Source organism: Anaerobacillus sp. ABR4_321, from assembly GCF_056158505.1.
Map to the genome: position 1 here is coordinate 1,122,212 of NZ_JBSWTK010000001.1, position 14,679 is coordinate 1,136,890.

Sequence of the window (14,679 nt, forward strand, 5' to 3'; positions counted from 1 at the left end):
CTGAAGCTTTGTTCTAACACTTAGAAGGTGAACTTCCACATTAGGAAGTTCATCTTTTATTTGGATATATTTGTTAACGGACAAGGAGTTTCTCTCTCAGTTTCGAAATAGGTATACAGGTTGCAGCAATTATACTTGGAGGGATCACGAAATGATTGAATTCGAAAAGCCAGATGTAGAACAATTTTTTCAAACGCTAGGCATTCAGACATTTGCTGTTAGTCCAGATGAAAAGCAGATGGTCTTCAGTACAAACTTAAATGGAACGTTTAATTTATGGGCGATGGATCTTCCACACACTTTTCCTTACCCGATATCATTTGAGAACCAGGGCTGTCAGGAGGTCTTTTATGATAAAAGCGGATCTTTTATCGTGGCAGTAATGGATCGAGACGGTGATGAGAACGGACAGATCTATGCGATTCCTACATATGGTGGAAAGGTGAAAGCTTTAAGAGAAGCAGAAGGGCATCGCCATGATATGCCGTTTCTATCCGACGATAGCAAGCGCCTTTATTATACGTCGAACAAAGAGAACGAAACCTTCTTGAAAACTTACTCTTATAACCTTGAAACAGGGGAAGAAGATACGGTTCTAGAGGGAAAGGACGCCATGGTATTTCTTTTCGATAAAAGTCCCGAAGAGAAAAGCTTTCTCTATGGAGAATTTTATACGAATACATACTCACTTCCTTACGTGAAGCGTGAAGATGAACACATTCTATTAACGCCTGACAAAGACACCGAGCATACCTTTGATGGTGCAGTTTTCACTTCAGAAACCGTTGTGTATTTGATAACGAACTATGGCGAAGATTTTTCGTACTTGGCGAAGTTCGATCTTGAGTCGAAGACGTTTCAAAAAGTGCTTCAGCTAGAGAATGAAAGTTTTACGGACATCGTATTTGACCGTGAGAGTCACACACTCTACCTCACGAGCGAAAAAGGTGTTCAAGATTTTTTCTACCAGTTTCAGATTGATTCTGAAAAACTCGAGAAAATCGAAACGCCCGTTAGCGTAATTGAAAAGGTAATCGTCGGTGGTGAAGGAGGCGTCTATCTTAAAGGAAGCTCTCCTACGGTTCCGTCCAATATTTATAAAAGAACCACCAATGGGTGGACGAACCTTACGAACTACACCGTACCTGGTGTAGCAAAAGAAGATATGGTCGAACCAAACGTCATCAAGTATGCTTCGTTTGATGGACTTGAGATCGAAGCACAGTATTTTAAAGCAAAAGAAGAAAATAGTAACGGTCATGTGATCTTTTGGCCGCACGGAGGTCCTCAAGTTGCTGAACGAGCGTCTTTCCGCTCACTGTTTCAATTCCTGCTCCACAGAGGGTATAGTATTTTTGCGCCGAACTTCCGTGGTTCAACTGGGTACGGGCTCTCTTTTAAACGAATGGTCGAAGGCGATTGGGGCAATGGTCCACGTCTTGATAATGTTCATGGAATCGAATGGTTACTTAATGAAGGCCATGTCGACCGGGATAAGATTCTATTGATGGGCGGTAGCTACGGTGGCTACATGGCGCTTCTTTTACACGGTAGACACCCAGACTATTTTAAAGCAGTCGTCGATATTTTTGGGCCGAGTAATTTGTTCAGTTTCCTCGATACAGTGCCTGAGCACTGGAAACCAGCGACGAAGAAGCTAGTCGGTGATCCGATTACAAACAAAGATGGGCTAATCGAAGCATCCCCTCATACGTATCTTTCTACGATGACGAAACCGATGCTCGTCATTCAGGGAGCGATGGATCCACGCGTCGTGAAAGCGGAATCCGATCAAATCGTCGAGGCGTTAAAGCAAAAAGGTAGAAAGGTAGATTACCTCGTTTTAGATGATGAAGGACACGGATTCTCGAAAAAAGAAAATGAGATGAGCGTTTATCGAAAAGTGTTAACGTTTTTTGATGAATGCATTTCAACACGTTAGGAAGGAAGAACGACATGCTAAGTTTGGAACAAATGAAAAAACGGATTACGGAGTTAGACGGATCAGATGCAAAGAGTGCGCTCATGATTACGTACGCTAACCTGCAGATGGTCAAGACGGGGAACGGAAAGTTTACGAGTGAAGAATGCGTTGATCAGCTGTTAAATTTTTTTAATAGTATTCCAGAAACTCAGGATAAGTCGTGAGAGGGAATAGGCAAGCCGCATTAGCTGATTACTAGATCTCCAAGCGTTACAATAGGTGTATCACCAAAAAAGGAGATTATTATGAAGCACATCATACGCATCATCGCACTTGTCTTATTTGCACTCTTTTTCATATTCGCAGGTGTTGCTCACTTTTCTCAAGGGGAAGGGTTCGCCTCCATGTTGCCAGAGTGGGTGCCGTTTCGCTTAGGAATCATCTATGTAACGGGGATCATCGAGATTCTTCTTGCGGTTCTCCTTCTGTTGCCCGCTACTCGAAAACAAGCACGCTTTTGGACAGCGGTTTATCTGGTGGCGATTTTTCCAGCGAATATTTATGCCGCCATCGCTGGGATACCCGCTCCAGGTCAGGAAGAAGCGAACGAGACACTGCTGTGGATCAGACTTCTCTTTCAACCGCTTTTGATCTGGTGGGTCCTTTGGGCTGCGGCTCCGAAAAATCATAGTACAAAGAAAAAGAGCTTATAGGCGATTGCCTTATAAGCTCTTTCTGCTTATTTTACGACGATCTCCTTTGAGCTCTTCGCAGGTACCGTGATTTCAACTTCAATGTGCTGTTTGTCTCCAGATGCCGTGTTTTGCGTTACAGTTCCTTCAGAAACGCTGTAGTCTCCTTTTACTAAATAAAATGGAACCGTTACTGTCATTGCTTTATCAAGACGATTTGTGATCGTCGCTGTTTGATCCGATGCATGCCCATCATTGCTATTTTTATAGCTGGATTCAAGAGACATCACACCGCTCTCCGTATCACCATTTTCATAAACCGGTACAGAGTGATGAGGATCCTGGTAGTTATAATTCACAATGTCGCCATCTTTTACTTCAAGTGGACGGAAGCCGACGTATGGCTTACCGCTAAGCTCGAGAGAAGTTGATGTTGTATAAAGGATGCCGTCTTCTTTCGTAACGTTATCGATGTGAGTATGACCATGTAAGCTAATGTCCACATTGTGCTGTTTCATCACATCGATTAGTTCATGGGCGTTTTCACCGTGCCACTGCTGATCATATTGAATGCCTAGCTTTTCTCCAAGTACTAGTGTTTCTAACGACTGAGGGTTGTGTTTCGCGTCATATTGCTCCCAGTACTTTTGTACATCAGGATCTTCTTTTGGCCAGATGTCACGGTCTCGCCATAGCGGATTATGGTGAGAGAACAGCCCTCTAATTTGGTTTGGCTGTGCGGTTTGAGCATTTTTCTCAAGATCTTGCTTTACCCAATCGAGCTGCTTCTCACGAATTTGTCCGCCCCAAGTTGGAACCGACACCGTTCCGTGTCCTTGACGGTCAAACTTGTGCCAGTCGAATGAGTTGTATCCGATGAAGTGAGCGTAAGGACCGTAATCGAATGAGAAGTATTGTGGTCCAAAATACTGTTCCCAATATTTCGCTCCGTCTGCTAGTGTCGCATCTTGCGCGTAGTAATCGTGATTACCTGGAACAAGGTACACTGGGACTTCCAGCTGTTGAAGCATGCGGTACGTTTCTTCATATTCATAGATGTATTCTTGCGGGTTCATCTGCCCATACATCAAATCTCCCGTCACGACTACGAAATCTGGATTCTTCAGATTCACTTCTTTAATCGCTTTTTGAAGGTAAAGCCAGCGATCCTCTTCCTTAGGACTCCACATGCCAGCTTCCTTCGTTCGACCAGGGTCTACTGTAGAAACATCATCTTGGTTACCTAGATTACGAGGCGAACCGATATGTGTGTCTGTCAGGTGTAAAAACTCAAAGTCTTTCTCAAACTCATCGACAACGTTGACTGAATGGGGCTGCTCATCGGAATGACGCTGACCATTCGCTGTATACTCAACCTGTAAATCATAGAGCTCTTCGGGTATGTCTTCAGGAATCGTAACAGTCACATCATAGATTTTCTCACTATCCTTCCAATGTGATTTCCCGATCGAGATATCTTTCACTGGTAGGTTATGAGTTTCTGTTATCGCTGAATTACTATTTGGTTTTAAAATAACATCCCAACTAGCAGCTTCTTTCCCGTGGGTATCGATCTGCATCGTTAAGACCTGACCCTTTTTCTTTATTGCGGGTGTAGCGAAAAGGGGATAGATGATATCGTTGATCTTTTTATCAACCGATACGTTCGGTGCAAGGTCGGTAAAATTCGTCGTGTTGCCAATCCCTCCGTCACGCTTTCCGACTGTATCTATTGAACTTTCTGCTGCTGATAAAGCAGAAAATGGTGCGATCAATACTAGCATCATGATGATTGCAAAAACTGCTTTTAGCTTGTGCATCTAATGTATTGCCTCCTTTTATGAAGTCAGCCTCATTGTAACGAACATGTGTAAATCCTGTGTTAACAAGCGATTACAAAACGCCTATTAAAATGTAAATCCTTCTGAATTTTTGTTAATCAAACGTTTGATTGAACCAATTTATGGGTGATTAGGGTGAATTGAGGGGATGAAGGTTATCCTGTAAAATAGCTAGAAAGAAAGAAGAAGAAAAGGTGTATGTCATGAAATCAGTTATTGTCATCGGAGCAGGTATTGTTGGAGCATCTACGGCCTATCACCTCACTAAAAAAGGGTTTGCCGTTACCGTGATCGACCGAAACGATCGTGGACAGGCAACGGAAGCTGCGGCAGGTATCGTCTGTCCTTGGCTTACGAATCGAAAGAACGGTCCGTTTTATAGACTTGTGGAAGCGGGGGCGAGGTATTATCCGCATTTGATCGAAGCGCTAAAAAATGATGGTGAGAGTGAAACAGGTTATAAGCGTGTTGGAGCGATCAATATTTATTCTGGTGAAACGAAGTTAGAGAAAAAATTGAATATGGCGCTCGAGAGGCGAAAAGATACGCCAGAGATGGGCGAGGTAAGGGAACTATCGAAAGGAGAAACGAAGGCGATGTTTCCGCCGCTGTCTGATCGGTTTGGAGCGGTGTATGTCGGAGGAGCGGCAAGAATCCATGGGGCTGCGCTCAGGGATGCTCTTATTCGTGCGGCAGAAAAAAATGGTGCACGCTTGATAGGAGGAGACGCTTCACTGAAATGGGAAGGTTCACAGATCAAAGGTGTCTTTGTGAATCATGAAGAGTATCTAGCAGACGAAGTCATCGTAACCGGTGGAGCGTGGGCAAAAGAATTGATCGAGCCACTCGGGATGACATTTCATGTTTCACCTCAGAAGGCTCAGATCGTTCATTTACAGCTGCCAGGAACAGAGACCGGTGACTGGCCGATCGTGATGCCGCCGTTCGTTCAATATTTCTTACCTTTTGAAGATGGAAAAATCGTTGTTGGTGCAACGCAGGAAGATGAAGCTGGATTTGATGAGCGTGTGACGATGGGCGGAATCAACCATATTATTGAGCGAGTACTGAAAGTTGCCCCAGGATTAGAAATTAGCACGTATGTCGAAACGAAAGTTGGCTTTCGTCCGTTTACCCCTGGAAACCTTCCTGTCGCGGGTGCCGTACCTAATGTGAACGGGCTCTATGTAGTGAATGGTCTTGGCGCATCTGGATTAACGAGTGGACCATTTCTCGGAGCAGAGATAGCGAGAGTGGTAGCCAAAGAAGAAACAGAGCTTGACTTAAGAGAATATGATCCAGGGAGAGCCTTCGGGTGAAATCACCCATCTTTACCACCGTGATCAACGGTTTTTCTATACTGACTTTTGCTTTGTTTTTTATTAATCAGCCAAAAGACTTGTTCTTTTGGTCATACATAAATGGAGTATATACACATAAAAATTAAGTATATCGCAGGAAATTCACACGGTTTTAAAGAATGTTGATTGATAAAGAAAAGAGTTGGAGATGACTCCTATGACAATGATTGTACTTGCAAAGCTAGCTATTTCAGCACTATTAGGATTGATGATTGGGATTGAACGGGAGTTAAAGCATAAGCCACTTGGCCTTAAGACATGTATGGTAATTGCAGTCAGCAGCTGTTTATTAACTATTGTTTCAATTGAGTCTTCTGTTAAGTTCGCTGAGTTTTCAACGAACATTCGAACAGATCCGATGCGACTCGCTGCTCAAGTCGTGTCAGGAATAGGTTTTATAGGAGCAGGTGTTATACTTAGAAGAAACAACGATGCGATCTCAGGCCTTACAACAGCCGCAATTATTTGGGGAGCATCTGGTCTTGGGATTTCAGCAGGGGCTGGATTTTACTATGAAGCATTTGTTGGTGCAGCCATCATCCTGTTTAGTGTCAATGTTCTACCAATCATTATTAAGAAAATTGGTCCGAAGCAGCTTAGGCAGCGTGAAATGCGTGCGAAAATTACGTTTCATGAAGATCAAGATGTGACATTATTTATGAAGGCTATTTTAAAACATGATTTTGATATTAAGCACGTACGCGTTCGTGATACAAAAGATCACAACCGTCAAATTGAGCTCAAGCTGTTAACTTTTGAAAAGCACCACACAACTGATATTTATGAGCTGCTAAGAAATGTGGATGGTGCGACGTCTGTAGAGGTTGAAGGATAACACCCCCCTTTCAATCAAACGTTTGTTTAACAAGAAAAGCTTTTGGCGGGAGTTGCGGCCAAAAGCTTTTTTTTGTATGCTTCATAGGATCAATTTAAAAGACAAAAGATAGGATTACGATCATCTCTATAGACTTTCTGTTGTGATGTTATTTAGAATAGGACACGTACAGAAGCAGAAGCGGTAGTGTTGAGGGGGATAAGAATGAATAAAGGAAAGCGAAAAGGTGGGGAGGATCCACGTTTTCGAATAGCGAATCGTGAAGCCCTTATAGGGGTTGGGCTTGTATTACTAAATTTTGCGTTATGGTATGGGACTGCTTACGGTTTAGGGTCTAAACCTGTAGAAGACTATCACTACATATGGGGATTGCCCGCATGGTTTTGCTATAGCTGTATCGTTGTAACGCTTTTGGTACTCTTATTAGTCATCCTTTCGGTAAAGTATCTATATAAAGAAGTGCCTCTTGATGAGGAGGAGAACAATTGAACTGGGAAGTCGTCATTCCACTCCTCATTTTTCTAGGTAGTATTTTCGTCGTTGGTTTTTATGCATCAAGACATCTCTCTGTTACGTCTAGCTTTCTTCATGAATACTTTCTCGGCAGCCGAGAGCTCGGAGGATTTATTCTTGCGATGACGATGGTCGCAACCTATGGAAGTGCGAGCAGTTTTATCGGAGGTCCTGGCGTAGCGTATGAAATGGGTTTGGGCTGGGTGTTACTCGCAATGACGCAGTTGCCGACAGGTTATTTTGTATTATCTGTTCTCGGTAAAAAATTTGCGATCGTCGCAAGAAAAATCAAGGCCGTTACGCTGATCGACTTTTTGAAAGAACGGTATCGAAGTAAAGCAGTGGTGATTCTATCAGCACTCAGCATCATCATCTTCCTATTTTCCGCAATGGCAGCTCAATGGGTCGGTGGAGCACGCTTGATCGAATCGTTAACAGGGCTCTCTTATACTGCAGCGCTGTTTATTTTTGCTGTATCCGTTCTTGTCTATGTGATCATTGGTGGCTTTCGTGCTGTCGCGATCACAGATACGATCCAAGGTGTCATCATGTTTTTTGGAACTCTCGTCATCCTTGTGGGGACAGTGATTGCTGGAGGTGGAATCGAAAACATTATGTCAGACCTTTCAGCTGAAAATCCAAATTTGATTTCGCCTTATGGTCCTGACCGCTCTTTAACACCGCTTTACGTGTCATCGTTCTGGCTGCTCGTAGGTGTTGGAGTGGTAGGTCTCCCACAAGTTGCCGTGCGGGCGATGTCTTATAAAAGCTCAAGAGGAATGCACCGCGCTTTAATCATCGGAACAGTGGTTGTTGGATTTATCATGCTCGGCATGCACCTCACTGGTGTTTTTGCGAGAGCCGTTTTACCTGGTATCGAAGTGGGTGATACGGTTATGCCTCGGATTGCAATGGAAGTTCTTCCAGCTTGGGTCGCTGGGATCGTTCTTGCAGCACCGATGGCAGCAATCATGTCAACGGTGGACTCGTTGCTTTTACTCGTAAGCTCTGCAGTGGTGAAAGATGTGTACTTAAACTACGTGAAGCCTGATGCGAGCGATCGAACGATCAAGCGATTTAGTATCGGAGTTACGGCAGTGCTCGGTATTCTCGTATTCCTGATGGCCGTAAACCCTCCTGACCTTCTGATCTGGCTGAATCTTTTCTCTTTCGGCGGCTTAGAAGCAGCCTTTATTTGGCCAGTTGTGATGGGACTATACTGGAAGAAAGGGAATGCGAGCGGAGCGATGGCGTCACTGCTGACGGGTGTAGGGAGCTATATCTTGTTCAACACCTTCTTGCCTAATGCGTTCGGCATGCATACGGTTGTACTGCCAGTCTTAATCTCATTTGTGTCATATGTGCTCGTAAGCTTATTAACAGTGAAGCGGCATGAAGAAACCCAGGCACTCGTGTTAGAGAACATGTGGAAAGCGTAAAGTAGTCGACAGGTATCTGGTACCTGTCGATTTTTAGTACAAACAATTTGATGTTTCTGAAAATTTAGATGTATGATGTGGGAAGAGATAACGTTTGGCAGACTTAATCATGAAGAAGAGTGTATTTACTATAGAAACAGGAGGGAAAGAAATGAAGTTTTCAATTTACCAGATGGACATAATTGCAGGTGATCCAGAAAGAAATCGTCAGAAGGTAAGTGAGTGGGTAGAGAAAGAGGTAGCGAGTGCAAATCCTGACACGATTGTTCTTCCAGAGATGTGGACAACCGCTTATACGCTTTCGGACCTTAACCTCTATGCAGATGAAAATGCTGAACCGACGAAGGGGTTTTTAAGTGAATTAGCTGTGAAGCATGATATTAACATCATCGGAGGCTCCGTTGCGAACAAAATCGAAGGCAAATTTTATAACTCCTCATTGATCGTTAATCGAAAAGGCGAGCTTGTATATCAGTACGATAAAGTTCATCTTGTTCCGATGTTAAATGAGCCAGCATATCTTTCAGGAGGCACAAAAGCTCCCACAATCTTTGAACTTGATGGAATCAAGATGGGAGTTATAATCTGTTATGATCTTCGCTTCCCTGAAATCATTCGCACCCTTGCTTTAGAAGGTGCTCAAGTTCTCCATGTTGTAGCCGAGTGGCCGCTTGCTAGACGCTCTCATTGGCGTACGCTGCAGCTTGCAAGAGCAATTGAGAATCAGATGTATGTTGTTTCTTGTAATCGAGTTGGCAGCTATGATGGCGTTGAATTTGCAGGAACTTCGATGGCGATCGACCCGTGGGGGGATGTTCTTGAAGAAGGTGAAGTAGAGGAAGAAAAATCGTTCTCCGTTTCATTGGATCTAGAAAAAGTGAAGCAGGTTCGAAAGGACGTCCCTATTTTTGATAGCAGAGTACCTCACCTTTATAGACATAAATAAGTAGCAGGATAAAAGCATCACTTGAAGAGGCACTGTATGCATGATGACTAATTGCCCATGCTATTCACCTTGCCGTCTGTGGTAAAATAACCTTATCAGCTGTAAAGCAGGGTGGGCGGTGGTACCCCAAGAACGAAAGGGGGTGCTGCCTATAATGATGACCACATATGAGGCATTGGTGTTGATGATTAGCTTTGCTTCTCTTGTGATCACGATTATTACGGTTTCAGGTAATAATAAAAAGAAGTAACCCACCCTGCCCCGGCCAAGGTTTAAGGTGAGTTACTTCATTAATTTGCCTTTTGAGCCGCCGCTCTTCTTGCGGAGCAGCTGTATGGACGCTGGTGTTGACGCACCAGCGTTCTTTTTTTTACGTTATGATATCTACTCCTATTATATGCACTTCTACCTGACTTGGCAAGAAGTTCTGGTGCCTGGCACCATTGTTACTTCATTTGTTCAGAAAAGCGGTAGAGTTCACCCTGTAGCAATGTATCGTTATATAAAAACAACACAACATCAAAATCTTTGTTTTCCATATACTCTGTTAAGACTTCATCATCATTGTAGCGAATATCATAAACAGTTGTATTTGAAAAATGCTGAGCAATATGGAATGCGATTGGATTAGCATACGAGTCTTTTAAGATTAATAAATTACTTTCATTTTCTATAGCTGGATTATCAATCGTAATTTTATCTGTGTTATTCATATAAAGGCCACCATAATCTATTGGGTTAAGATCTCTAAATAGGTCTGTACCATATACTTGCTTAAATTCACGGTTCTTACCACTCCACGTTATTTTGAAATCATTAAACGTAGAATCTTTTGGGAGTATATGACATATTTTCTCCTGAGATGAATCAACCGTTAAATAAAGCTGGATATTATAGCTCCCATTGAATTGTTTATCATTTTGACAGTTTAATTCATAGTCATCTTCATTTTCGTTTGCTTCAGTATAATGTTCTGAGGCTGCAAGTAGCTCCTTAATTTTTTGATAACCCTTAAATGCCCCTTTAATGTTCCAGTGGTGATCTGTTTTAAAATAGAATTCTTTTAACTCTTCTTTAGAGTATTCTTCTTTAAATTCTTTTCCTACGTCAACAAATGGAATATTCTCGTGATCAAAATTTGCAAAGAATTGTTCTTTTTTTTGTAACCCATTCCCTTCGTCAATGTAGGAGGGAAGGATATCGAGCGTATTTACCTTATGTGGCAAGGAAGCAAAATACACTTCCTTCCCTTCTTTTTTCAAATCACTCGCAAACTGATTTACATTCTGGACGGCACTGTCAATTTTTTTAGAAGGGTCGCTATAGTTTGGTTTGGGGAAAATCCAATCCGTATCTGATACATAAAAATCATATATATACGTTTTATTTGTCAACTTCTGATATTGAAGGTAAGACTTTAACCATAGATCCCTACCGGGAAACTGATCAAGAAAATACTCTTCATAGTGCTTCATATAGTCACCGTTTGAAATATTTTCAACAGATAAATCAGGATTTTGTGCAAGTTCCCTCTTTTCAATTTGCGATTCTTCAATATCTGCAGATACGTTCAAGTAAAAGAAAACAGAAAAAATAAATGCAAAGAAGAAAATAATAAGAACCCATTTTCTTACTTTTTCGAGTCGCTGAATCATATTAAAGCTCCTTTATATGCATTAAAATCTGAAATAAATAAATGGATTATAGCTAGAGTTCACCAATTTTATCATAGCGAAGATCATTAACATCATAAAAATAGCGGGTTCTGAGAAAACCGAAACAATCTGCAGCCCTTTTGCTTTGACAGATAGTTTTCGATAGAGGTTCCCGATATTTGCAATGAATGGTGTACTAAAAATAATTCCAGCAATGAACAACAACCAGTTATCATTCCATTGCAACAGGAACATTGAATCAGTAAATGCTGTTTGATTTAAGCCAAACATTGTTTGGAGGTATTCAAATGAATATGTGAAATTATCTGCACGGAAAAAGACCCAACCAATCATAACTAGGAATAAGACATATGCGTGCTGCAGTGGAGACCATAATCGACTTAACCATTTTCCAAATCCAAGGCTTTCAATAACGATAATTGCCCCGTAATAAAATCCCCAAGCCATAAAAGTCCAGCTTGCCCCATGCCAAAATCCGGTTATCGTCCAAACGATTAATAGGTTGCGCACTTGTTTTAACTTACCATGACGATTTCCTCCGAGAGGAATATAGACATAATCTTTAAACCATGTACCGAGAGAAATATGCCACCTTCTCCAAAACTCCGATATGCTTTTCGAAATGTATGGATACCGAAAGTTCTCAAGGAAATCAAACCCAAACATTTTACCTAATCCGATTGCCATGTCACTATATCCTGAGAAGTCAAAATAAATTTGGAGTGTATAGGCAATTATCCCAATCCATGCCATCATGACACTCATTTCTCCAGCTGGTGTACTAAACGCCTGATCAGCAATCACAGCAAAACTGTTTGCAAGAAGCACTTTCTTAGAAAGGCCAATTAAAAATCGCTTGATGCCTTCATGAACTTTGTCCGCGGTAATGGTACGTGAGTTGATTTGTTGATCCACTGTATTATAGCGTACGATTGGTCCAGCAACTAATTGAGGAAAGAGAGCAATGTACAAAGCTAAAGAAAAAATGTTTTTCTGGACAGGAGCATCTTTTCGATATACGTCGATGACATAACTCATTGCTTGGAAAGTAAAGAATGATATACCAATTGGAAGTGGAAGATCAGCAAATTGTATATTCGTTCCAAATGAGCTGTTTATATTACTAAATAGGAACCCTGCATATTTGAAATAACCTAATATTGCTAAGTTTCCAATTATTGATAGTGTTAACAATATTTTCTTTGGGACTAATCTACCTTGATAATAGTGAATCCCTCTTCCAAAACCATAGTTCATCAAAATTGAAAATAACATGAGGAATACATATTGTGGTTCTCCCCACGCGTAAAAGACTAAACTAGCAATAAGTAATACGATATTTCTAAAGTTCTTTCGTGCAAAGAAATAAGAAAAAATAACAATAGGTAAAAATGCAAATAAAAACACCAGATTACTGAAAACCATAATTTTCCTCCAAAACATTTAATCACATAAAATTATTATACAGATTGTTAGCAGGAATATCTCTAATTTTCCAATGATTTTCCTGTGTAATACCGTAACTGTAAATACGGACTCTTTATCATCTGATTGCTATCGTGTTCAAAAACATTCAAGTTCATTTTCCAAAATGTCAACCTAGCAGGCATCAGAGAGTTTCGCTAGAGGGTGAATAAATGTGGGTATAAAAGAAGCCCTTCCAAATGGAAGGACCTCTAACAAACCTTTGTTAACTTGCCTGTTTAATTGGATTACCATCTACATCTTCATCAATATGCATCAACTTCTGAAGTTTCTTTGAAAGTAGAAGGAGGATTACTCCTAGTCCAAGTGCTGCGATTCCAAGGTATGCGAAGATTTCGAGATAACCTGCTGATGTTGTCAGTGATGCAATGTGTCCAGCCAGGTAATTTGCAGCTGCGTTACTTAAGAACCATACTCCCATTAGGAGAGATGCAATTTTAACTGGTGACATTTTACTTACAAGTGATAGTCCGATTGGTGATAGTGCTAACTCACCAAGCGTGTGCAGTAAGTAGGTGAAAACCATAAAGAGCATGCTTGCTTTTACTGCAATGTTTCCATCGTCACTACCTGTCATAATAACCGCAGGCACCATTACCATAAATCCTAACCCGAGTAAAATAAGTCCAAATGCCATTTTAGTCGGTATTGCAAAGTCGCCGCGCTTTGACTTAGAAAGCTTGATCCATAGAGCAGAGATAACTGGTGCAAGTAATAAAATAAACAATGGATTCAGCGATTGGAACCAAGATACGGGTACTTCGTATCCGAATACAGTTCGATCGATGAAATCACGTGTATAGAGTGTAAATGATGCTCCAGCCTGTTCAAAACCAGCCCAGAACGTTACAACGAATACTGCTAGAATCAGAATGACTGCAGTACGTTGCTTTTCAATCTTAGTTAGTGGTCTTGCTTTTCCTTTCGCTGTTGGGGAAACACGAGTTGCTGATGGTTTCGTACCAACATCACCAAGGTATTTTTTCGCTAATAGGTTAAATGTAAGCTGACCGATAATCATACCGATTGAAGAAGCAAGGAAAGCATATTTAAATCCGAATGTTTCAATCCCACCAGTAGTGGAGTGGAAAAGATCAGCATAAAGGAAACCTGCGACTAATGGTGAAATTAGTGCTCCAAGGTTAATCCCCATATAAAAAATTGTGAATGCTGAATCTTTACGCGGGTCGTTCTTGCTGTATAGTTCACCAACAAGGGTAGAGATGTTGGGTTTGAAAAAACCATTACCTAGGATCAATAATAGAAGACCTAGATATAGGCCCCATTGTTCTTGAACAGCAAATAGGGTAAAGTCACCCAGGGCCATCGTAATCCCACCAATAGTGATGGCTGTTCGGAGACCGATAAGTTTATCAGTCAAATAACCTCCAATAAGAGGAGTGAAATATACAAGACCAGTATAAATACCGTAAAGATGTAGTGCAGATGCCTTGTCCATTCCGAGACCACCGCTGATTAATTCAGCCGTCAAATAAAGGATTAGAATGGATCTCATCCCGTAGTAGCTGTAACGCTCCCACATTTCTGTGATGAATAGCAAGTATAAACCGGGAGGGTGTTTCCCTTTCCCCGTAGGGGGTTTAACGTTGCTTTCTGCTGTGGTGTCCATGTTGTAACCTCCATGTTGTTTTATAACACTTCCCCATTTTAGCAAATTATTAGTCAATTTAAAGATTCATCGTAAAAGTTCACCTATTTAAAATCTTTGTAAATTTAAAATAGGGTTTCATGAAAATGAAAGAAAATATGAAAGCGCTATATTAAAATAAGCTTTTCTAGTAGGATGTCTTCTACCTGCTTATTAAGCAGTTACTTAGAAATGAGTCATTTGAACTAAGGGACTTACATACAACGAAATGCCAACCTAATAGGATTTGAGTTAGACATAATATCAAATGGAGAGTTTAAAAATCCAACAAAGTGTAAAATGTAAGGCTACTCTTGCT

The 14,679-nt window shown here is 41.3% G+C and carries 13 protein-coding genes; 9 read left to right on the forward strand and 4 right to left on the reverse strand.

What is annotated here, in order from left to right:
- Window positions 1-151 precede the first annotated feature (151 nt).
- From ACXADT_RS05970 to ACXADT_RS05980, 3 genes are all read left to right on the forward strand, one after another.
- Complete coding sequence (locus ACXADT_RS05970; protein WP_474833664.1) at window positions 152-1,942, forward strand: S9 family peptidase; 1,791 nt, start codon at window positions 152-154, stop codon at window positions 1,940-1,942.
- A gap of 14 nt (window positions 1,943-1,956) precedes the next feature.
- Entirely contained in the window at window positions 1,957-2,148 is a 192-nt protein-coding gene (locus tag ACXADT_RS05975) for a hypothetical protein (protein ID WP_474833666.1), read from the forward strand.
- A gap of 81 nt (window positions 2,149-2,229) precedes the next feature.
- Entirely contained in the window at window positions 2,230-2,637 is a 408-nt protein-coding gene (locus tag ACXADT_RS05980; protein ID WP_474833668.1) for a DoxX family protein, read from the forward strand.
- A gap of 26 nt (window positions 2,638-2,663) precedes the next feature.
- On the opposite strand, the gene ACXADT_RS05985 is transcribed toward ACXADT_RS05980, so the two are convergent.
- Window positions 2,664-4,436: a metallophosphoesterase family protein gene (locus ACXADT_RS05985; protein WP_474833669.1), complete on the reverse strand. Its 1,773-nt coding sequence runs from the start codon at window positions 4,434-4,436 to the stop codon at window positions 2,664-2,666.
- A gap of 224 nt (window positions 4,437-4,660) precedes the next feature.
- Between ACXADT_RS05985 and ACXADT_RS05990 the strand changes: the two genes are divergently transcribed.
- The 6 genes from ACXADT_RS05990 (at window position 4,661) to ACXADT_RS06015 (ending at window position 9,801) form a co-directional block, all read left to right on the forward strand.
- Entirely contained in the window at window positions 4,661-5,776 is a 1,116-nt protein-coding gene (locus ACXADT_RS05990; protein WP_474833671.1) for an NAD(P)/FAD-dependent oxidoreductase, read from the forward strand.
- Between the two features lie 199 nt (window positions 5,777-5,975).
- The gene (locus tag ACXADT_RS05995; protein ID WP_474833672.1) at window positions 5,976-6,653 is read left to right on the forward strand and encodes an MgtC/SapB family protein; all 678 of its coding nucleotides are present in this window, start codon (window positions 5,976-5,978) and stop codon (window positions 6,651-6,653) included.
- 204 nt (window positions 6,654-6,857) lie between these two features.
- On the forward strand, window positions 6,858-7,142 hold the full coding sequence (locus ACXADT_RS06000; RefSeq protein ID WP_474833673.1) for a YhdT family protein: 285 nt from the start codon (window positions 6,858-6,860) through the stop codon (window positions 7,140-7,142).
- A complete protein-coding gene (panF, locus tag ACXADT_RS06005; protein WP_270180218.1) occupies window positions 7,139-8,605 on the forward strand; it encodes a sodium/pantothenate symporter in 1,467 nt (488 codons plus the stop codon). The genes ACXADT_RS06000 and panF overlap by 4 nt, the downstream gene beginning before the upstream one ends.
- A 151-nt stretch (window positions 8,606-8,756) precedes the next feature.
- Window positions 8,757-9,551 (forward strand): carbon-nitrogen family hydrolase, encoded by a 795-nt coding sequence (locus ACXADT_RS06010; RefSeq protein WP_474833675.1) that lies wholly within the window; start codon window positions 8,757-8,759, stop codon window positions 9,549-9,551.
- A 154-nt stretch (window positions 9,552-9,705) separates the two neighbouring features.
- Window positions 9,706-9,801 (forward strand): putative holin-like toxin, encoded by a 96-nt coding sequence (locus ACXADT_RS06015; protein WP_270180216.1) that lies wholly within the window; start codon window positions 9,706-9,708, stop codon window positions 9,799-9,801.
- A gap of 196 nt (window positions 9,802-9,997) precedes the next feature.
- Here ACXADT_RS06015 and ACXADT_RS06020 read toward each other — a convergent pair whose 3' ends face one another.
- From ACXADT_RS06020 to ACXADT_RS06030, 3 genes are all read right to left on the reverse strand, one after another.
- On the reverse strand, window positions 9,998-11,206 hold the full coding sequence (locus ACXADT_RS06020; protein ID WP_474833677.1) for an alginate O-acetyltransferase AlgX-related protein: 1,209 nt from the start codon (window positions 11,204-11,206) through the stop codon (window positions 9,998-10,000).
- A gap of 21 nt (window positions 11,207-11,227) precedes the next feature.
- Entirely contained in the window at window positions 11,228-12,652 is a 1,425-nt protein-coding gene (locus ACXADT_RS06025) for an MBOAT family O-acyltransferase (RefSeq protein ID WP_474833679.1), read from the reverse strand.
- 265 nt (window positions 12,653-12,917) lie between these two features.
- Entirely contained in the window at window positions 12,918-14,342 is a 1,425-nt protein-coding gene (locus ACXADT_RS06030; RefSeq protein ID WP_474833681.1) for a peptide MFS transporter, read from the reverse strand.
- Between the last annotated feature and the right edge of the window lie 337 nt (window positions 14,343-14,679).